Source organism: Agromyces intestinalis, from assembly GCF_008365295.1.
Classification (GTDB): Bacteria; Actinomycetota; Actinomycetes; order Actinomycetales; family Microbacteriaceae; genus Agromyces; species Agromyces intestinalis.
Window position 1 is genome coordinate 1,824,040 of record NZ_CP043505.1, and the last position, 20,054, is coordinate 1,844,093.

Consider the following 20,054-nt stretch of genomic DNA (forward strand, 5'->3'; position numbering starts at 1 on the left):
GGCGGGCGCGGCTACGGGCGGGCGGCGCGGAGCGCGTCGATCCAGTCGAGTACGGCCACGATCTCGCGGTCCCAGGTGCCCCAGTCGTGCGCCCCCGGCCCATCCGAATACTCGAGCGGCAGGCCGGCGTCGATCGCGGCATCGCGGAAGCGCAGGTTCTCGGCGAGGTTCTGGTCCTCGGTGCCGCACCACTGGAAGAGGGGCGGGCAGGCCGAGGCTTCCGTCGTCGCGATGAGGTCGATGAGGTCGTCTCCGCAGGCCGCGGCGCGCTCGCGCGAACCGAAGGTCGCCCGCCACTCCGGGGTCTGCTCGCGCCCGGTCGCGTCGAGCCCACCCGAGAGGGCGGCAGCGCCCGCGATCGAATCCGGTCGGCGCAGCGCCCACTTCATCGCGCCGTAGCCCCCCATCGACAGGCCCGCGACGAAGGTCTCGGATGCCTCGGGCGAAACCCGGAACATGCCGGTCACGAGCGCCGGCAACTCCTCGCTGACGTAGCGGAACCAGTCGTATCCGGTCGCCTGGTCGGTGTAGTAGCCGCGGTGCACGGTCGGCATCACGACCGCGAGGTCGCGGCCGTCGACGTATCGTTCGATCGAGGTCCATCTCGTCCAGGCCGTCTCGTCGTCACCGAGACCGTGCAGCAGGTACAGCACCGTGGGCGGCCGAACCGGCGAGAGGGCGGGCCGACGGATGCCCCGAGCCTCACCCGCGCCGTTGCGGACGGTCGGGCGGGGCATCCGCCGGGTCTCGGGAAGCCGGGTCTCCGGAATCAGCACGACGACCGAAGTCGCCATGCCGAGCACCTCGGAGTGCAGGGATACCTGCAGTCGCGCCATCTGCTATGACGAGCGCTCGTCGAGGTGCGCCGCGCGCGACGCGATGACGTCGCGCAGCCAGAACGCGCTGTCTTTCGGGGTGCGGGTCTGCGTTTCGAAGTCGACGTGCACGATGCCGAAGCGGCGGTCGTAGCCGAAGGCCCACTCGAAGTTGTCGAGCAGCGACCAGACGAGGTATCCGCGCAGGTCGACGCCCTGCTCGACCGCGCGTGCTGCGGCGGCGAAGTGCGCCTCGAGGAAGGCGATGCGCTCGTCGTCGTGAACTCGCCCGTCGACGATCTCGTCGCGGAACGCAGCGCCGTTCTCGGTCACCATGAGCGGCAGCCCGTGGTCGCGGTGCAGCTTCACGAGCAGCTGCTCGAGGCCGTCGGGCTGGATGACCCATCCCATCGCGGTCGTGGGGCCTTCGGGCTGGATGAATTCGACGTGCCCGCTGCCGGGCCACGGGTTGCCGGCGATGCCGTGCTCGCCCGCGTCGGCGGGGCCCTCACCGGGCATCCGCACGACCATCGGCAGGTAGTAGTTCACGCCGAGCACGTCGAGCGGCTGATGCGCCTGCCGCTCGTCGCCGTCGCGCACGAAGCTCCAGTCGGTGACCGACGCGGTGTCGTCGAACAGTTCGCGCGGATAGGCGCCGCGCAGCATAGGGCCGAGCCAGACCTGGTTTCCGACCCGGTCGATGCGTTCGACGGCCTCCATGGATGCGCCGGGGGCCGGTTTCACCAGGTGCACGTTGAGCGACACCGACACGTCGGGGTCGCCCGCGCTGTGCCGGCGGAGCTCTGGCACCGCGAGCCCGTGGCCGAGGTTCATGTGGTGCGCCGCGGCGAGGCCGGCGGCCGGGTCGTTCCGGCCGGGCGCGTGGACGTCGGCTGCATACCCGAGGAACGCCGCGCACCACGGCTCGTTGAGCGTCAGCCACGTGTGGACCCGGTCGCCGTAGGCGCTCGCGGCAGCCGCCGCGTACTCGGCGAACCGGTACGACGTGTCGCGACTGGTCCACCCGCCGGCGTCCTCGAGGGCCTGCGGCAGATCCCAGTGGAAGAGGGTCGGGATCGGCGCGATGCCGCGCGACACGAGGCCGTCGATGAGCCGGTCGTAGAAGTCGAGACCCGGCCGATTCAGCGGCCCCTGCCCGGTTGGGAACAGCCGAGACCATGACAGCGAGAACCGGTACGCCTGCACGCCGAGCTCGGCCATCAGGTCGAGGTCCTGCTCCCACCGGTGGTAGTGGTCGCACGCGATGTCGCCCGTATCGCCGTTCAGCACCCGGCCGGGCGTGTGACTGAAGGTGTCCCACACCGATGGGCCGCGACCGTCTTCGGTCGCCGCCCCCTCGATCTGGTAGGCGGCGGTGCTCACCCCGAGCAATGTGCGGGGCGGCAAGGCGTCGGCCCGTCGCATCCGGTTCACTTGGTCGCTCCTGCCGTCACACCGTTGTAGATCCAGCGCTGCAGCGCGAGGAACACGATCACCGTCGGGATGATGACGATCATGGTGCCCGCCGCGATCGTCTCCCAGTGCGCGCCGTAGGGACCCTTGAAGTTGAACAGCGCGGTCGAGATGACCGAGAGATCCCGGCTCGGCATGTAGAGGAACGGGACATAGAACTCGTTGTAGATGCCGATGCCCTTGATGATCACGACGGTCGCGATCGCGGGGGCGAGCAGCGGCAGGATGATCTTGCGGTAGATCGTGAATCGGGATGCTCCGTCGACGAGCGCCGCTTCGTCGAGTGATTTCGGGATCGACTGCATGAACTGCACGAAGATGTAGATCGAGATGATGTCGGTCCCCATATAGAGGATGATCGCCGACCACGGGGTGTTCACCAGCCCGAGCCCCTTGACGATCTGGAAGGTCGCGACCTGGGTCGTCACGCCCGGTACGAGGGTGGCCGCGAGGAACAGGAAGAAGACGAGTCGCTTGCCGCGGAAGTCGAACCGGTCGAGCGCGTACGCGGTCATGGTGCCGATGAGGATGGTGCCGATGATCGAGAACAGCAGGATGAACCCGGTGTTCCAGAACCCGAGCGCCATGCGGCCGCTCGTGAACGCGTCGACGAAGTTCTCGAAGTTGAGCCAGTTCGACGGCGGTTGCAGCGGCCCGGTCGCGCCGTATTCGCCCGTGGTCTTGAACGATGCGAACAGTACGACCACGAGCGGCACGAGCACGACGAACGTCGCGACCACCAGTGTCACGTACTTGCCGGAGACGGCGAGCGAGCGCTTCATGACAGGTTCACATCCTCATCGGGAACGATCCGGCGCTGGATCCAGGTGACGATCAGCACGATGGCGAGCAGCACGACGGCCATGGCCGAGGCGAGGCCGACGCGCTGGAAGTTGAAGGCGGTCTGGATCGTCTTGATGACGAAGGTCGACGTGCCGTTGGCGCCGTTCGTCATCACGAACGGGATCTCGAAGACCGAGAGGCTGCCCGAGATCGCGAGGATGAACGATAGCGAGATGATGCGCTTGATGCCCGGCGCGATGATGAACCGGAACTGCTGCCACCGGTTCGCGCCGTCGATCTCGGCGGCCTCGTAGAGCTCGCCGGGGATCGACTGGATGGCCCCGAGGAAGAGCACGAAGGTGAGCCCGGTGAACCGCCACACCGAGGTGCTCGCGAGCGAGTAGTTCGCGATGTTCGGGTCGCCGAGCCAGTGCGGCGGATCCTGCACGCCGAGAATGCCGAGCACCGTGTCGAGCGTGCCGCCCGGCTGGAAGAGGTAGAGGAACACGAAGCCGACGGCGACGCCGTTCAGCAGGTACGGGAAGAACAGCACGCCCTTGAAGAAGTTCTTGAACCGCACGTTGAACGACAGGATCGTCGCGAAGTACAGCGCGATCGCGATCTGCACGAACGACGCGACGAAGTAGTAGAGGCTGACGAGGAACACCTGCCAGTACCTCGGGTCGGTGAAGACCTTGATGTAGTTGTCGAGGCCGACGAACTCGCGGTCGCGGCTCAGGCCGTCCCAGTTCGTGAAGCTGTACCCGATCATGTTCGCCACGGGGATGTACGTGAACGTGATGAGCAGCAGGAGGGCGGCGCCCGAGTAGAGCCACGGGGTGAGCCGGCTGCGGTTGCGCAGGCGCAGGCGCCGCCGGCTGGGGTCGCGGTCGGGGATCGCGCTCGGGTCGGGCACGCCGCGCAGTCGCGCGAACGCGGTGCCGGGGGCGCCGCGTAGCGGGTTCGATTTCGTCGTGGTCACTTCGGTCCGTTCGGTGTCGCACCTCGTCGTGCGGGGCTGGCGGATGATGCTGGAGCACCGGCCGACCGGGATGGGTCCCGGCCGGCCGGTCAGGGGCGGATGCCTCGGGTCAGCCCATGATGTCGGCCTGCGCCGCACCCCAGCGGGCGTTGAGGTCGGCGGTCACCGACTCCCAGTCGCCGTCTGCGGCGCCGCGGGCGACGTCGATGAGCTCCTGGCGGTAGATCGTGCCGTCGATCTCGGCGGCCTTGAAGATCTCGGACTCCTTGCCGACGTTCTTGACCGCCGGGTTCAGTTCGAGCAGTTCGACGCCGGTGTCGGCGAAGTCCTGGATCGCCTGAGGCAGCGCGCTGTCCGTCGGCACCGGGATGGCACCCTCGTGCTCGGCGAAGCCCGACTCTTCGATGAACCAGGTCAGCCACGCCTTCGCGGTCGCCTTGTTCTCCGAGGTCGCCGACACCGCGCTCGCGCGGTCGCCCGAGATCTTCGAGTGGAACGTCCCGTCGGTCTGGTAGGGGAACGGCCAGAACGCGATGTCGTCGGGGTTCGCGCCGACCTCTTCCGCGGCATCCTTCATCTGCGGAACCGCCCACGAGCCGAGCAGCATCGACGCGATCTTCCCCTGCGCGATGTCGGGCTTGGACTGCTCCCAGTTCGTGGTGAGCGGGTCCTCCTCCGAGAGGCCCTCGTGCACGATGTCGTAGAGCAGGCCGTCGGTGATATACGCGTACTTACCGGGCTCCCACAGCGCCGGGTCCTCGGGGAAGGACTCGAGGATGTCGGGGTCGGCGAAGATCGCGCGCTCGTTGTCGAAGAACGTGACCGGCCAACCGTCCTTGTAGTTCGTGTAATACGGAATCGTGTCGGGGCTGTTCGCCTTGATCGCCTTCAGCCCGGCGAGGAAGTCCTCGGGGGTGGTCGGCGGCTCGGTGATGCCGGCGTCGGCCCAGACCTTCTGGTTCACGACCATGCCGGATGCCACGCCGCCGACGGAGATCGCGTAGGTGGTGCCGTCGTACGCGTACTCGCCGGCGAAGCGATACTTCTCGCTGAGTTCGTCGGTAGCGCCGAGCGGCTCGAAGAACTCGGTGATCTGGCTGCGGGTCAGCCCGTTCGGCAAGGCGAGCACGTCGCCTGCCGCGCCTCCGGCCAGTCGGGTCGTGACATCCTGGTCGTAGTTGGTGATGCCCTCGAACTTCACCTTGGTGCCGGGGTACTTCTTCTCGAACTCCGCCCCGTACTCGGGCAGCAGAGTGTCGACGAGGTCGGTGCGGTTGGTGAGCACGGTGATTTCACCGCTGATCTCTCCGTCATTGCCGCCACCGCTGTCGCCGGCGGCACAGCCGGCGAGCAGCAGGGCCGCAGCCGCGCCGAATGCGCCGACGGCCAGCATGCGCTTCATTGCCATGGTCAGGTCTCTCCTCGATGTCGTCATCGACAGTGCAGGTGGATCGGTCGATCCGGTGACAAGAGTGAAGGGTGGGTTTCACGATTGTCAAGACTTCGATTAGTAATTTATATAAACGCAAGGTCGGGCGCCAGTCCAGAACCGGCGCACCGGCAGGCAAATTAGATAAATAATTGATCTAAGCGTTGACAGCCGGGCCGCCGCTCGGCATCCTGTTCCGAGACCTCGCCGCCATCGTCGCCCGCCCAGGCCGCGGTGGCGCACCATCCCATCCGGAAAGCAGCACACATGAGCCTCGTCGAGCCCACCGTCGCCCCAGTCCGCCAGCGCATCGACCTCGGCGGCGCCTGGAGCCTCAGCCTGCTGGAAGCGCCGGGCGACGCCCCGACGCGACTCGGCGGCCGCGAGCTCGCCGCGCTCGACCTCGCCGCGCAGGTTCCCGGCCAGGTGCACACCGACCTCATGCGGGCGGGCCTGCTCGACGACCCGGATGTCGGGTTCCGCGAACTCGACCAGCAGTGGATCGGCCGCTCGCGGTGGGCGTACCGACGCTCGTTCGACTGGAACCCGAGCGCGAACCCGTCGGCCGCCGCCGTCGACCTCGTGGCCGACGGACTCGACACGGTCGCGACGGTGCGACTCAACGACGTCGAGATCGCGCGGACCGAAGACCAGCACCTCGCCCACCGGTGGAACGTGCGCGACGTGCTCGTGCCCGGCGAGAACCGCCTCGAGGTGATCTTCGACTCAGCATGGGACGCCGCCTACGCGCACGAGCGCGAGGTCGGCGCCCTGCCGACGCCCTACGACGCGCCGTACCCGCAGCTGCGCAAGAGCGCCTGCAACTTCGGGTGGGACTGGGGCCCCCAGTACGTGACCGCCGGCATCTGGCAGCCGATCGCCCTCGAGACGTGGGTCGCGCGCATCGAGCACGTCCGCCCGCTCGTCTCGCTCGCCGACGATCGCACGAGCGCCGCGGTCGACGTCGTCGTGCGCGCCGAGTCGCGAACCGAGTACCCCGTGCGCGCGGTCGCGGTGCTGCGCTCACCCGCCGGCGAGGTCGTGGCCAGCGGTGAGGCGAACATCGACACCGCGTCGGGCGCGGCATCCGACACCACAGTGCGCCTGAGGGTCGATGCACCCGAGCTGTGGTGGCCCGCCGGACACGGCGACCAGCCTCGCTATCGACTCGAGGTGACCCTTGTCGACGACGCGACCACCCTCGACACGTGGCGCCGGCACATCGGCCTGCGCACCGTCGAGATCTCGACCGAGCCCGACGCCCTCGGCGAGCGCTGGGCGATGGTCGTCAACGGTCGCCGGGTGCGCATCCGCGGCTACAACTGGATCCCCGAGGACCCCTTCATCGCCGAGGTCACCGACGACCGCATCGACCAGCGGCTCGACCAGGTCGTGCACGGCAACGCCAACCTGTTGCGGATCTGGGGCGGCGGCTACTTCGCCACTGAGTCGTTCCTCGACGGGTGCGACCGGCGGGGCATCCTCGTGTGGCACGACTTTCTGTTCGCCTGCGCCGGGTACGACGAGCGCGACGCTGCACTGGCGCTGGTCCGTGCCGAGGCCGAGCAGGCGGTCGCCCGTCTCGCCTCGCACCCGTCGGTCGCGGTGTGGTGCGGCGGCAACGAGTGCATCTGGGGCCGCCAGGAGTGGGGTTGGGACGACCTGCTCGGCGAGCACAGGAGCTGGGGCGCCGGGTTCTACAACGAGCTGTTGCCGTCGATCGTCGCCGAGCTCGACCCGACCCGACCGTACGTGCCGAACAGCCCGTGGTCGACGCTCCCCGGCAAGCCGACGAGCGATGCTGCGTCGGGTCCGACGCACCTCTGGGATGTGTGGAACAACCTCGACTACGTCCACTACCGCGACGTCGATCCCGCCTTCATCTCCGAGATGGGATGGTGCGCGCCGCCCGCCACGACGACGCTGCGTGCCGTCGTCGACGGTCCGCTGCTGCCCGACAATCCGCAAGTCGTGCACCACATGCGGGCCTCTGACGGCATGCACAAGCTCAACCGCGGGTTGCAGCCGTACTTCCCGGTGCCCCGCACCGAAGAAGACTGGATCTTCCACACTCAACTCGTGCAGGCACGGGCGGTGCAGACCGGCACCGAATGGTTGCGCAGCCGCGAACGATGTGCGGGGGTGGTGATCTGGCAGATCAACGACTGCTGGCCGGTGCTGAGCTGGTCGACGGTCGACGCCGACGGCATCGAGAAGCCCTCGTGGTTCGCGCTTCGGCGGGCGTTCGCGCCCCACCTGCTCACGATCCAGCCGGTGACGCCCGGGGGCACTCAGCGGCCTGCCGGCGACGACGGCCTCGAGCTGGTCGCGGTCAACGACGGTGCGGCGAGCTGGTCGCCCAAGGTCCGGGTACGACGGTTCGGCGCGGATGGCACGGAGCTGGCGTCGGCGGCGATCGAGCTCGTCGCCGAGGCCGACGGCACCGCGCGCGCGGCCCTCGACGCCGCGGTCGCGACCCCCGGCGACCCCGCGGCGGAGTTCCTGATCGCCGAGGCCGACGGGCTGCGCACGACCTGGTTCTTCGTGCCCGACCGCGACCGGTCGCTGCCCGCCGCCCGCTGGTCGGTCGAGACGACGCTGCACGCCCGCGATCTGTACGTCACGGTGACCGCGGAGACGCCGATCGTCGACCTCACCCTGTACACCGACCGGCTTGCAGTCGAGCTCGGCCTGCCCGGGTCGGCGCTCGTCGCCGACGAGCAGCTCGTCACGCTGGTACCCGGCGAGCGGCACACGTTCGTCGTCTCGCCGCGCTCGCGCGACCTGCGCCTCCCCGCGAACGCGGCGAGCCTCGCGATCGACCACCCGATCCTGCGCGCCGCGAACGACCTCGCTCCGCGGGCGGACGTGTGATCGCGGGCGTCGAGACCGGCGGCACCAAGGTCGTCGCGGCAGTCGCGCACGACGCGTCGCCGGGCGACCTGCTCGACCACGTGGAACTGCCCACGACCACGCCCGCCGAGACGGGGGCCGCGCTGCGAGCGTTCCTCGACCGGTGGGATCCGTCTCGGACGGCGAGAGTGGGCGTCGCCTCGTTCGGGCCGCTCGACCTCGATCAGGCGTCGGCCGGCTATGGCTCGATCACGGCGACGGTGAAACCCGGCTGGCCGGGCGTGCGCATCGCCGATCTGGTCGGCGGGCGACCGTTCTCACTCGTCTCGGATGTCACGGGCGCGGTCATCGGCGAGGCGACGCACGGCGCCGGCGCCGGGCTCTCGGATGTCTCGTACCTCACCGTCGGCACCGGCATCGGAGTCGGCGCCATCGTCGACGGCCGACGGGTCGCGCAGCGCAGCCACCCTGAGGTCGGCCACCTGCCGGTGCGCCGGCACCCCGACGACGCGTTCGACGGAGTCTGCCCGTTCCACGGCGACTGCATCGAGGGACTCGCGTCGGGCCCCGCGATCGCGTCGCGCTGGGGCCGACCCACCCGCGATCTCGGGCCCGACCTCGACCGTGCCGTGCGGTTGGAGGCGTGGTACCTCGGCCAGCTGGTGGCGAGCATCACGTACACCCTGGTCCCGCGTCGGGTGATCCTGGGCGGCGGCGTGATGAAGCTGCCCGGGGTGTTGGACACGACCAGGGCCGCCTTCGCGCGCGAACTCGCCGGCGCGCTCGGCGACCGCCACCCCGCGGCCGATCCTTCGACGTTCCTCGTTCCGCCGACGCTGGGCGACCTCGCCGGCGTCCGGGGTGCGCTCGAGCTCGCGACGCAGGCGGAGGAATCCGCCGCTTCCGAGGCATCCGAGGCATCCGCCGCATGACCGCCGCACTCGTCACCCGCGAAGGGTCACGTCTGCTGCTCGACGGCCGGCCGTTCCGTTTCAGCGGTGCGAACATCTACTGGCTGGGGCTCGACGAGAACGTGGGCGGCATCGCCTACCCGACGACGTTCCGCATCGAGGACGCGATCGACACGGCGCGCGACCTCGGCGTCACCGTCATCCGCTCGCACCTCGCGACCTCGACGAGCCAGGGCGGCGCGAATCCGCTCGCGGTGATGCCGGCGATCGACGAGTGGAACGACGCCGCATTCGACTCGATCGACCACGCGCTCGCGTACGGCGGTGACGGAGGCATGCGATTCATCCTGCCGCTCACCGACGAGTGGGCGTACTACCACGGCGGTCACCGCGACTTCACGGCGCCGTTCGGGCTCGAGCCGGACGAGTTCTTCACCGACCGGCGCGCGATCGACGCGTTCCGCCGGTACGTCGAGCGGTTCGTCACGCACACCAACCGCGAGACGGGCACGCGGTACGCCGACGACCCGGCGATCCTCGCCTGGGAGCTGGGCAACGAGCTCGAGCACCTGACCCCCGAGTGGGTCGACGAACTCGCGACGCTGCTGCGCCACGCGGCACCTTCCACGCTCGTCGCCGCCGGTCGCCGGTTCGGCGTCGATGACGCCTCGCTCACGGCACCGGGCATCGACCTCGTCGACGTGCACTACTACCCGCCGACCGCCGAGGGCGTCGCCGCCGACGCCCGCCGGGTCGTCGAGGCGGGCAAGGTGTACCTCGCCGGCGAGTACGGGTCGGTGTCGGCGTCGCCCGAGCTGCTCGACCCGCTCGCGGCCGATCCGAACGTCACCGGCATGTGCTTCTGGTCGCTGTTCGGGCGCGACGACGGCGGACGCTTCGTCGAGCACGACGACGGCTTCACCCTGCATGTGCCCGGTGACACCTCCGCCATGCGGGCGAACGTCGCCGCAATTCGCGCCTTCGGCACCGCCCTGGCAGGCGCTGCGGCCTGATCGCCCCGGTCGATCGGATGCCCGTCGGATGCTGCGCCGGCCGCGCGGTCAGCCGGCCGCGTCGGCGGGTGCGTCGGCCGTCCCGTCGACCCGCCCCGGCACCGCGGTCGTGCCGCGCGGCACCACGACCGCGGGTTCGGCGCGCAGCAACTCGGGCTCGTCGCCCGCGAGCATCGCGAGCACCGCCCGCGCGGCGAGCTCGCCGATCTGCTGCACGTCGTGACTCATCGCCGACAGCGGCGGCTCGGAGAGCTGGCAGAGCGCCGAATCGTCCCACGCCAGCAACGACAGGTCGCGTGGCACCTCGAGGTCGAGGTCGCGCGCCGCCGACAATCCGCCGAGCGCCATCAGATCGTTGTCGAACACGATCGCCGTCGGCGGCGCGTCGCCGACGAGCAGGTCGAGCGTCGCCTGGTATCCCGATCGCTCGGAGTAGTCCGACGCGATGCGCCTGCCTGTGAGCCCGAGCTCGGCGACGGCGTCGTCGAACGCCTCGGTGCGGATGAGGGTGTGCGAGAACAACGCCGGACCCGACACATGGGCGAGCCGGGTATGGTCGAGCCCTGCGAGATACTCGACTGCGCTGCGCATCGCGAGGTCGTCCTGGGTCCACACGGTGTCGAGGCCGCCGCCCGACGCCGCGTCGCCGATCGCGACGGCGGGCAGACCGAGCTCGCGCACCAGGCTGACCCGCCGGTCGGCGGGCGAGAGGTCGACGAGCACGACGGCTTCGACATGTCCGTCGCGCGCCCACCGACGGTAGCAGTCGAGTTCCTCCCGCCGGGTGGGGAGCACGTGCAACAGGATCGATCGGCCGAGCGGGCGCAGCACGCGCTCGGCACCCGCGACGAACTCGTGGAAGTAGGGTTCGTCGCCCAGGATCTCCGCCGAACGCGCGAGCACGAGCCCGATCGGCCGCGGCCGCGCGGCCGCGGTGTCGTGCGCCGAGCCCTGCGCCATCGTTCCTCCAGTGCCGACCGACGGGCTCCGACCCGTCTCCTCGACTAACCTACTTGCACGAGCGGCTGCGAGGTCGAGGAGGGCGCTGGGCATGGCGAGACGCGAGACAGCTGCCGGTCCCGGCAGCCGCGCACTCGTGGTCGACCTGATCCGCTCCTCGGGGCCGATCAGCCGGGTCGAGCTCACCGAGATCACCGGGCTCACCCAACCGTCGATCTCGAACATCGTGCGACGGCTCATCGCCGACGGCGTAGTGCGCGAGACCGATCACACCGTCTCGACCGGCGGCAAGCCGCGAACGCTGCTCGTCATGAACTCACGAGCGCTGTTCGCAGTGGGCATCCAGCTCGGCACCGAGAGCGCGGTCGGCATCGCCGCCGACTCGACGGGCGGCGTGTTCGGGCGCCAGCGGTTCGCCGGTGCGGGTACCGACGAGCCAGGGCGTGTCGTGCACCGGCTCGCGCAGGACTACCGCGACCTCGTCGCGGGGCTCGGCCTCGACGAGAGCCGCATCGCCGGGCTGTCGGTGGTGGCACCCGGCCCGATCGACCTCGTCCGCGGCACGCTGCTCGGTCCTCCGAGCCTGCGGCGGTGGCACGACTTCCCGCTCCGCGAGGCGTTGTCCGACCTGATCGAGGTGCCCGTGCTCATCGACAACGACTCGGCGGCGGCGGCGCTCGGCGAGTTCTGGAGCCGCCAGGTTCCGCGCGGGTCGACCTATGCGTGCGTCTACATGGGCGCGGGCATTGGCGGAGGCATCGTGAGCGAGGGCTCGCTCTACCGCGGTGCGAGCTCGAACCCCGCCGAGCTCGGGCACATCTCGGTCGAGATCGGCGGGCGAGCGTGCTTCTGCGGCAATCGCGGATGCCTCGAGCGCTACGCCGCTCCGCCCGCGGTCGTCGCGACGGCGCGCGACGACGAGGCCCTGGTCGCCGAGCTCGGCCTCGACCCGCACGACGACGAACTCGCGTTCGACACCCTCGCCCGCGCCGCCGTCCAGGGGCATCCTGGCGCACTGGCACTGATCGAGGCATCCGCGCAACTGCTCGCCGAGGCGACGCTGACGTTCGCGAACCTCATCGACATCGACCGCATCACCCTTGCCGGCTGGGGGTTCGCGATCGCCGGGTCGATCTACGCCCGGGCCATCGGCGACGCACTTCGGGCGCGAGCGTTCGCGCGCAGCGCCCACCTGGTGCAGGTGGAGTTGTCGAGCAATCCGCGCGACAGCGCTGCGGTCGGAGCGGCTGCGCTGATCCTGCAGAGTTCGCTTGCGCCGGGCCACGGACCCCGCCCCGCCCGGAGAACTGATCTCGGCATGCGCCACTGATCGAGGATGCTTCCTCGTACGGCGGCGAATCGAGCGGAGGTCGGCTCAATCGATCGGTTCAAGGTGTTGCGGCCGTACCACGACCCACAGCACCACGAGCGCGACGACCTGCAGGCTCGCCATCACCCACCCAAGCGGAACGACGCTGTCCAACCCGATGAGCCCGGTAAGAGGTGCGCCGATCGCGCCGAACCCCTGCCGCGTTGCGTTCAGCAGGCTTGATGCCGAGCCGGCGTGGTCGCCGTGCCGCGACAACGCCATGGCCTGCACGCACGGCGTGTTGACTCCGAGGAAGAAGGTGAACGCCCAGAGCGGCACCATCACGTTCGCGAGCGAGCTGGGCGCGACGACGCCGGCCAGCAGGATGCCGCCGGCCGAGAGCGCGAGCCCGGCTGTAGAGACCATGACGATGCGTCGCGGCTCGATGCGGTGCGCGATCCGCGCGCCGAGCTGGGTGCCCGCCAGCATAAGCAGCGCATGGGAGGCGAACAGCCAGCCGTACTGCGTCTCGTTCGCCCCGTAGACGCCCTGGAAGAGGAACGAGGATGCCGCCAGGTAGCAGTACATCGCGCCCCACGCGCAACTCGTCACGAGCACGAGCCCGACGAACGCGCGGTCGCCTACGACTGTTCGCATCCCCCGCAGCAGTTCGCGGACCCCGCCCGTGTGCCGACGCGTCTCGGGCAGCGTCTCGCCGACGATGAGCACGACTACGGCGCCCACGACCAATCCGTAGATCGCGAGGGCGCCGAAGAGCCCGCGCCATGGCATCACGGCGAGCAGGGTCGAGCCGAGCAGCGGCCCTACCGCGATGGCCATGCCCGAGATGAGGGACATCGACGCGAGCATGCGCATCATGCGGTATCCGCTGTAGAGGTCGCGTACCATCGCGAGCGCGATCACTCCGGTCGCGCCCGACGCCGCGCCCTGAACGATGCGCGCGGCGACCAGCATCGGCACCGACATCGCGAACGCGCAGGCGATCGACGCCGCGACATGCAGCGCTGTCGCGATGAGCATCGGCCGCTTGCGGCCGTAGGCGTCGCTCGTCGGACCGACGAAGAACTGACCGGCGACCATGCCGATCATCCCACCCGTGAACGTGAACTGGATCGCCGACTCCGCGACCCCGAACTCGCTCGCGATGTGCGGGAAGGCGGGCAGGTAGATGTCAATGGTGAAGGTGCTGAGCGTCTGCAGGACGCCCAAGGCGACGACCAGCGCGATGTGCCGGCGTCGCGGAAGCGCACCGTCGGCGACGGAGACGTTCATGGATGCTTCGCCGGGCGGCTCAGGCGCTCGCCCGGCGCTGCGCGTACCCGAGCGGATCGTGGAGGAGCGGTTCGAACCCCTTCGCTCCAGCCCCGATCAGCAGCTGGTCGACTCCCAGCGCGGGGGTGCCGAGCACGGCCGGCGATCGGAGCGAGGACAGATTGTCGGGCGCGATCGACCCGAGGAGCTGCTCTCCGCCCACCTCGAACAGCACCGCGAAAAAACCGCCCAGAAGGATGAGGGCGGGATCGTAGGTCGAGATCGCAGTGCGCAGCGCACGGCCGACGTACTCGAGTTCACGGTCGAGGAAACCTCGGAGGGTCGTCGACGTCTCGGTCTCGATCGCCGCCTTGAGGTCGTCGAGCGATCCGCTGGTCACGCCGAACGCGGCCGCCAGCTGGTGGAACGAGACCATCGTCGTGAGGCATCCGACGCTGCCGCAGACGCAGAGCGGGCCGTCGGGGGCGACGATGAGGTGCCCGAGCCGAGCGGCGGCGCCGACCCGGCCCGCCAGCACCTGGCCGCCGACCATCGCCGCACCGCCGATGCCGCCCGGTCCGCCGTAGAAGTACACCGCGTCGTCGAGCCCTTCCGCGGCGCCCCACAGGCGCTCGGCCTCGAGACCGATCGTCGCATCGGGGTGGCTCGTCGTCGGCAGCCCGGTGGCCGCCTCGAGCATCGCACTGAACGGAACGTCGTGCCACTGCAGGTGCGGCGCCACGGCGACGCGATCGCGAGCGATGTCGATGCGGCCCGGGATGGCGGCGGTCACGCTGAGCAGTACGGCATCGGGGCGATCGGCGGTGAGCTCCTCGAGCGCCTCGGCGGCGAGCCGGGCCGCTTCGGCCGGATTCATCAGCGAGGACGACGCCCGCTTCGTTTGGGCGACGATCTGCCCACCGAGGGCGCACAGTGCCACGGAAACCCCGTCGACGTCGGGGTTGACGGCCACCGCGAGGAAGCGCCCGGTCGGCGACACGACCGGGGAGGGTCGCCCCACGCCGGTGCTCTCGCCCGCCGCCGACTCGCGCAGGAGTCCAGCGGCGATGAGTTCGCCGACCTGCGTCGCCACCGACGAGCGCGAGAGCCCCGTGGCACGGGTGATCTGCGAGCGGGCGACTTCGCGCCTGGTGTGGACCTGAGCGAGCACGGCTGAGAGGTTCCGACGACGGACGTCGTCGCCCCCGCTGCCCGGATGGTGATCGTTCATCTGTTGCCCCGCTTCTCGCATTTGTCATAGTCTCGCACAAACTAGGGCAGAGGAGTCAACCTATGACCATACGTATTCTGAGCGGCGCCGGCCGCTATGACGACCCCTGGCACGACTTCGGCGCCACGACCGCCGAGGTCGCCGCCGTCCTGCGCGAACGGTCGGGAGCGGGCGTCGAGATCCGCACGGACGTGGAGGAGGCGATGGCCGACCTCGACGGAGTCGAGCTGTTGGTAGTCAACGTCGGCAACCCGACGAGGCACGGCCTCGACTCATCGACCTTCGCCGCCGCCGAAGCCGGATTCGAGCGGTACCTCGCTCGCGACGCTCCGGTCTGGGCGCTCCACGTCGCGGCCGCGTCGTTCCCGGGGATGCCGGCGTGGGAAAGGGCACTCGGCGGTCGCTGGGTGGGCGGTGCGAGCATGCATCCGCCGATCGGCGATGCACGGGTACTGGTGCCCGAGTCGGACCACCCGATCGTCGCCGGCCTCGGTGACTTCACGGTCTGGGACGAGCGGTACACGCACCTCAGGGTGGCTGACGCGGTTCGCCCGCTCGCCTTCCACCGACACGAGGGAGCGGAGCATCCGCTGCTCTGGACCCTCGAGGACGGACGCCGGCGCGCCGCGTACGACGCACTCGGACACACCGTCGAGAGCTACCGGCACCCGAGCCGGCGCGAAATCCTCGACCGCACCCTTGACTGGCTCGTGAACGCCTGACATATTTGTCCACGCTGAGTACATAACGGGCACTCGGCGCAGGATTCTGACGAACAACGGAGTGAGGAAGAACAGATGAAGTTCAGGAGCGTGGTCGCCGCGGCAGCGGCAGCGACGGTCGCCGTCGCCCTCGCCGGATGCGCGGGTGCATCCGGCGATGAGACGGCCGCCGCACCCGACGCCGAATCCGCCGGCCCGGTCACCCTCGAATGGTGGACCTGGTGGGCCGGCGCCCCCGCGATCGCTGACGCGTGGAACACCGACCACCCCGACATCACCGTGAAGGTGAATAACGTCGGCGGCGGCACCGAGCAGTTCACGAAGCTCAACGCGGCGATCCGCGCCGGCGAGGGCCCCGACCTCGCCCTCGCCGAGTACCAGTGGCTGCCGTCCTACGTGTCCAACGGCGTGGCCGCCGACATCGCCGAGTACGTCGGCGATGCCGAGGCCGCCTACAACCCGGCAGTCTGGAGCCTCGTGCAGCTCGGCGACGGCGTGTACGCCGTGCCGCTCGACCAGGCGCCGATGCTGATGATGTACCGCGTCGATCTGTTCGAGCAGTACGGCATCGAGGTGCCGCGGACCTGGGACGAGTTCCGCGACGCGGCCGAGGCCGTCAAGCGGGCGGCGCCCGACTCGGTGCTCGTGAACATGCCGATCAACGATGCCGGATGGATGGCGGGCCTCGTCGCCCAGAACGGCACCAGCTGGTGGGCGTACAAGAATGATGCGTGGAGCGTCGACATCGACGGCAAGGGCTCTCGGCAGGTCGCCGAGTACTGGAACGGCCTGGTCGACGACGGGCTCGCCACGGCCGGCGCGACCGGCACCCCCGAGTTCAACACCCAGCTCAACACCGGGAAGATCCTCACACAGGTGATCGGCTCGTGGGGCGCGACCGGATCGAGCATCAAGTCCGGCGCGCCCGACACGCTGGGCAAGTGGCGGATCGCGAACCTCCCGGCGTGGAAGCAGGGCGATGCGGATGTCGGGTTCCAAGGCGGGTCCGCGACCCTGGTCACGACCGTGTCGAAGCATCCGAAGCAGGCCGCGGAGTTCCTGACCTGGCTCGGCTCGACCGCGGAGGGGCAGCGCGCCATGATCGAGGCCGGCGGCAACTTCCCCGCCTCGAACCCGGGTCTCGAGGAGTTCGCGAAGGTTCCGCTGCCCGACGACAAGGCGTGCTCGGGGCAGGAGGACTACCACGACGTGCTCCTCGACGTCGCGGCGAACGAGGCCGAGGTGACCTGGGGGCCGAACACCACCATCGCGTTCAGCGCTTACTCCGACCAGATGCCCAAGGCGAAGGACGGGGGGACCCGGTTCGTCGACGCGCTCACGTCGGTGGACGAGACCGTGACCAACGACCTGGAGAAGTCCGGGTTCACCGTCGATTGATCCGGGTGGTGCCGGGTCGGCACAGTCGCCGGCCCGGCACCGCCTGCATGGAAGGCTTCGAAATGACCGACACCCTGCTGGCCGAGGGCGCACCCCCTCCGGCGATCGTCCGAAGTGCCGTGGCGACACCGCGCCCGCGCCGACGACGCAACGGCCGCCACCTGCTCGCGCCGTACCTCTTCATCGCACCCGCCGCGGCGCTCTTCCTCGTCTTCTTCATCGCCCCGATCGTCTACGCGATCCAGCTCAGCTTCTTCGGCCAGCGGGTCGCCGGGGCATCCGGCGGATTCGGCCGACGCGAGCAGGTCTTCGTCGGATTCGAGAACTACGTGGCATCTATCACCGATCCCGAGTTCCTCGCCAGCCTCGGCCGCCTGGCGCTGTACGCGATCATCGTCATCCCGTGCACGCTCAGCATCGCCCTCCTGTTCGCCCTGCTGCTGGACCTGCCGCGCGTGCGCGCCGCGCGACTCTGGCGCACGGGCATCCTGCTGCCGTACGCCGTGCCCGGGGTCATCGCCGCGATGATGTGGGGATTCCTCTACCTCCCGTCGACGAGCCCGGTCAACGCGATCCTCGCGGTGTTCGGGCTGCCGGCCCTCGACCCCCTCGACGGCGCGTCGATCTTCGGCGCCCTCGCCAACATCGCGATCTGGGGCGGGGTCGGTTTCAACATGGTGATCATGTTCACCGCCCTCCGCTCGGTGCCGAGCGAGGTCTACGAGGCGGCTCGCATCGACGGCTGCGGCGAGCGCGCGATTGCGCTGCGCATCAAGGTCCCGCTCATCATGCCGTCGCTGGTGCTCACGGGACTCTTCGCCTTGATCGGCACGTTGCAGGCGTACTCGGAGCCGACGATGCTGCGCCCGCTCACCGACACCATCACCTCGACCTTCTTCCCGCTCATGAAGGTGCACACCGATGCGTTCACCAACGACAACATCAACCTCGCGGCGGCGACCGCAGTCGTGATCTGCGCGTTCACCCTCGTCGCGTCCGCGCTGCTGCTGCGGGCCACCCGCGAGAAGGAGGAGAGATGACCGCCACCGCCGCGAACACGGCCGTGCGCCCCCGCGTCGGCACCGCATCGCGCCCCACTGGCCGAGGCGTCGCCGTGCTGCCGATGATCGTGCTCATCGCCGGTGCGATCTACTGCCTGATTCCGATCGCGTGGGTCGTCGTCGCGTCCACGAAATCCCCCGCCGAGCTGTTCTCGACGTTCACCTTCGCGCCGGGCACGGGATTCTTCGCGAATCTGGAGAAGCTGTTCACGATCAACGACGGCGTGTTCTGGATGTGGCTCGGCAACACGACGCTCTACTCGCTCGTGGGCACGGTGTGCTGCGTGCTCATCTCGGCCCTGGCCGGGTATGCCCTGGCGAAGTTCGAGTTCCCAGGTCGCAACACGATGTTCGCCGTGCTGCTCGGCGGCGTCCTGATGCCGGGCATCGCGCTCGCGATCCCGCAGTACTTCGTGACGGCGGCGATGGGGCTCACGAACACGTACCTCGCCGTGCTGCTGCCCCTCATGATCAGCCCGTTCAGCATCTTCCTCTGCCGCGTCTACGCGCAGGCGGTGGTGTCGAGCGACCTGCTCGAGGCGGCGCGCATCGACGGGGCGAGCGAGGTGAGGATCTTCCGCGGCATCGCGCTGCCGATCATGCTGCCCGGACTCGTCACGGTGTTCCTGCTCCACTTCATCTCGACGTGGAACAACTTCCTGCTCCCCTATCTCATGCTCTCGGACGAGCAGCTCTACCCTGTGACGCTCGGGCTCTACACGTTCATGAGCCAGGGCGACGGCAAGGAGCTGCTGTACACGGTGGCGATCATCGGCGCCCTCGTGTCGCTCCTGCCGCTCGTCGTGCTCGTGCTCGTCATGCAGCGCTTCTGGAAGCTCGACCTGATCAGCGGAGGACTCAAGGGATGATCGCCGTCACCTCGACCACGTTCGGAGCAACGGGCCTTATCGTCAGCTCCATCACATGCGGCGCGGCGGGCTGGCAGCGCCGTGATGACGGCAGCGGCAGCAGCGAAGCCGAGAGCGCCGACCTCGCCTCCGCGCTGGTGTCGAGTCCGATCACGATGGTGGACACTTCGAACAACTACGGGTTCGGGCAGAGCGAACGCCGGGTCGGCGCCGCCCGTGCGACGGTCGACGGCTTCGGTGCCGTCCTCGTGCAGACGAAGGCGGATCGCGGCTACGGCACCAACGACTTCTCACGTGCGCGCATGTTCGCCTCGCTCGACGAGAGCCGCGAACGGCTGGGCCTCGATGTGCTGCCGATGGTGTACTTGCACGACCCCGAGAACACGACGTGGGAGATCGCCACCGCGGCCGACGGCCCGGTCGCTGCGCTCGTCGAGGCTCGCGAGCGCGGCATCATCAGCCATCTGGGCATCTCGGGAGGGCCGGCCGACCTGCTCGAGCGGTTCGTCCGAACGGGCCACTTCGAGGCGCTCATCACCCACAACCGCTTCACGCTGGTCGACAGGTCGGCCGATCACCTGCTCTCGGTCGCCCGCGAGAACGGGCTCGGGGTGATGAATGCGGCGCCGTACGGCGGGGGTCTGCTCACGGCCTGGCCGCCGCCGCGCACCCGGTACGCATACGACGAAGCCCCGGCCGCGCTACTGGCGTCGGTCGAGCAGATCGCCGGCCTGGCCACCGAGTTCGACGTGCCGCTCGCCGCGCTTGCGCTGCACTGGTCACTCCGCGACGTGCGCATCGACTCGACCATCGTGGGCATGGACCGGGTCGCGGACCTGCAGCGCACCATCGCGCTCACCGAGATCGACATCCCGGATGCCGCGTGGGAGGCGCTCGACGGCATCGAACTCGACCGGAGCACCTGGCAGGATGCGATGTGAAGTCGCAGCGTTCGGGGCGGGGCGGCTCCCGC

The 20,054-nt window shown here is 69.5% G+C and carries 17 protein-coding genes; 9 read left to right on the forward strand and 8 right to left on the reverse strand.

Annotated elements, in window-relative coordinates; all coding sequences use genetic code 11:
- Window positions 1-11: 11 nt before the first annotated feature.
- The 5 genes from FLP10_RS08360 to FLP10_RS08380 all read right to left on the reverse strand — a co-directional run bounded on the left by FLP10_RS08360 (window position 12) and on the right by FLP10_RS08380 (window position 5,461).
- The gene (locus FLP10_RS08360; protein ID WP_149160455.1) at window positions 12-836 is read right to left on the reverse strand and encodes an alpha/beta hydrolase; all 825 of its coding nucleotides are present in this window, start codon (window positions 834-836) and stop codon (window positions 12-14) included.
- Window positions 837-839: 3 nt separating this feature from the next.
- Complete coding sequence (locus FLP10_RS08365) at window positions 840-2,240, reverse strand: GH1 family beta-glucosidase (RefSeq protein ID WP_149162159.1); 1,401 nt, start codon at window positions 2,238-2,240, stop codon at window positions 840-842.
- Window positions 2,241-2,245: 5 nt separating this feature from the next.
- On the reverse strand, window positions 2,246-3,070 hold the full coding sequence (locus tag FLP10_RS08370) for a carbohydrate ABC transporter permease (protein WP_149160456.1): 825 nt from the start codon (window positions 3,068-3,070) through the stop codon (window positions 2,246-2,248).
- Window positions 3,067-4,053, reverse strand: coding sequence for a carbohydrate ABC transporter permease (locus FLP10_RS08375; RefSeq protein WP_425457637.1), 987 nt, complete (start codon window positions 4,051-4,053; stop codon window positions 3,067-3,069). The genes FLP10_RS08370 and FLP10_RS08375 overlap by 4 nt, the downstream gene beginning before the upstream one ends.
- Before the next feature lie 109 nt (window positions 4,054-4,162).
- Window positions 4,163-5,461 (reverse strand): ABC transporter substrate-binding protein, encoded by a 1,299-nt coding sequence (locus FLP10_RS08380; protein WP_149160457.1) that lies wholly within the window; start codon window positions 5,459-5,461, stop codon window positions 4,163-4,165.
- Between the two features lie 288 nt (window positions 5,462-5,749).
- Here FLP10_RS08380 and FLP10_RS08385 point away from each other — a divergent pair, with 288 nt between their 5' ends.
- Genes FLP10_RS08385 through FLP10_RS08395 form a run of 3 tightly spaced genes read left to right on the forward strand, consistent with a single transcriptional unit; the run spans window position 5,750 to window position 10,259 of the window.
- A complete protein-coding gene (locus FLP10_RS08385; RefSeq protein WP_149160458.1) occupies window positions 5,750-8,356 on the forward strand; it encodes a glycoside hydrolase family 2 protein in 2,607 nt (868 codons plus the stop codon).
- The gene (locus FLP10_RS08390; protein WP_149162161.1) at window positions 8,353-9,267 is read left to right on the forward strand and encodes an ROK family protein; all 915 of its coding nucleotides are present in this window, start codon (window positions 8,353-8,355) and stop codon (window positions 9,265-9,267) included. The genes FLP10_RS08385 and FLP10_RS08390 overlap by 4 nt, the downstream gene beginning before the upstream one ends.
- Entirely contained in the window at window positions 9,264-10,259 is a 996-nt protein-coding gene (locus FLP10_RS08395; protein ID WP_149160459.1) for a cellulase family glycosylhydrolase, read from the forward strand. The genes FLP10_RS08390 and FLP10_RS08395 overlap by 4 nt, the downstream gene beginning before the upstream one ends.
- 48 nt (window positions 10,260-10,307) lie before the next feature.
- On the opposite strand, the gene FLP10_RS08400 is transcribed toward FLP10_RS08395, so the two are convergent.
- Window positions 10,308-11,219 (reverse strand): LacI family DNA-binding transcriptional regulator, encoded by a 912-nt coding sequence (locus FLP10_RS08400; protein WP_210418507.1) that lies wholly within the window; start codon window positions 11,217-11,219, stop codon window positions 10,308-10,310.
- A 91-nt stretch (window positions 11,220-11,310) separates the two neighbouring features.
- Here FLP10_RS08400 and FLP10_RS08405 point away from each other — a divergent pair, with 91 nt between their 5' ends.
- Window positions 11,311-12,549 (forward strand): ROK family transcriptional regulator, encoded by a 1,239-nt coding sequence (locus tag FLP10_RS08405; RefSeq protein WP_210418508.1) that lies wholly within the window; start codon window positions 11,311-11,313, stop codon window positions 12,547-12,549.
- Between the two features lie 45 nt (window positions 12,550-12,594).
- On the opposite strand, the gene FLP10_RS08410 is transcribed toward FLP10_RS08405, so the two are convergent.
- Together FLP10_RS08410 and FLP10_RS08415 are read right to left on the reverse strand one after the other, a co-directional pair.
- On the reverse strand, window positions 12,595-13,821 hold the full coding sequence (locus tag FLP10_RS08410) for a multidrug effflux MFS transporter (RefSeq protein ID WP_149160460.1): 1,227 nt from the start codon (window positions 13,819-13,821) through the stop codon (window positions 12,595-12,597).
- A gap of 19 nt (window positions 13,822-13,840) precedes the next feature.
- Window positions 13,841-15,031: an ROK family transcriptional regulator gene (locus FLP10_RS08415; RefSeq protein WP_210418509.1), complete on the reverse strand. Its 1,191-nt coding sequence runs from the start codon at window positions 15,029-15,031 to the stop codon at window positions 13,841-13,843.
- 62 nt (window positions 15,032-15,093) lie between these two features.
- Here FLP10_RS08415 and FLP10_RS08420 point away from each other — a divergent pair, with 62 nt between their 5' ends.
- The 5 genes from FLP10_RS08420 (at window position 15,094) to FLP10_RS08440 (ending at window position 20,022) form a co-directional block, all read left to right on the forward strand.
- Window positions 15,094-15,753 (forward strand): ThuA domain-containing protein, encoded by a 660-nt coding sequence (locus tag FLP10_RS08420; protein ID WP_149160462.1) that lies wholly within the window; start codon window positions 15,094-15,096, stop codon window positions 15,751-15,753.
- A gap of 75 nt (window positions 15,754-15,828) precedes the next feature.
- Window positions 15,829-17,151: an ABC transporter substrate-binding protein gene (locus FLP10_RS08425; RefSeq protein ID WP_149160463.1), complete on the forward strand. Its 1,323-nt coding sequence runs from the start codon at window positions 15,829-15,831 to the stop codon at window positions 17,149-17,151.
- A gap of 62 nt (window positions 17,152-17,213) precedes the next feature.
- Window positions 17,214-18,191 (forward strand): carbohydrate ABC transporter permease, encoded by a 978-nt coding sequence (locus tag FLP10_RS08430; protein WP_149160464.1) that lies wholly within the window; start codon window positions 17,214-17,216, stop codon window positions 18,189-18,191.
- Window positions 18,188-19,081 (forward strand): carbohydrate ABC transporter permease, encoded by an 894-nt coding sequence (locus FLP10_RS08435; RefSeq protein WP_149160465.1) that lies wholly within the window; start codon window positions 18,188-18,190, stop codon window positions 19,079-19,081. Before FLP10_RS08430 ends, FLP10_RS08435 begins: the two co-directional genes overlap by 4 nt.
- Window positions 19,078-20,022 (forward strand): aldo/keto reductase, encoded by a 945-nt coding sequence (locus tag FLP10_RS08440; RefSeq protein ID WP_149160466.1) that lies wholly within the window; start codon window positions 19,078-19,080, stop codon window positions 20,020-20,022. The genes FLP10_RS08435 and FLP10_RS08440 overlap by 4 nt, the downstream gene beginning before the upstream one ends.
- Window positions 20,023-20,054 lie beyond the last annotated feature (32 nt).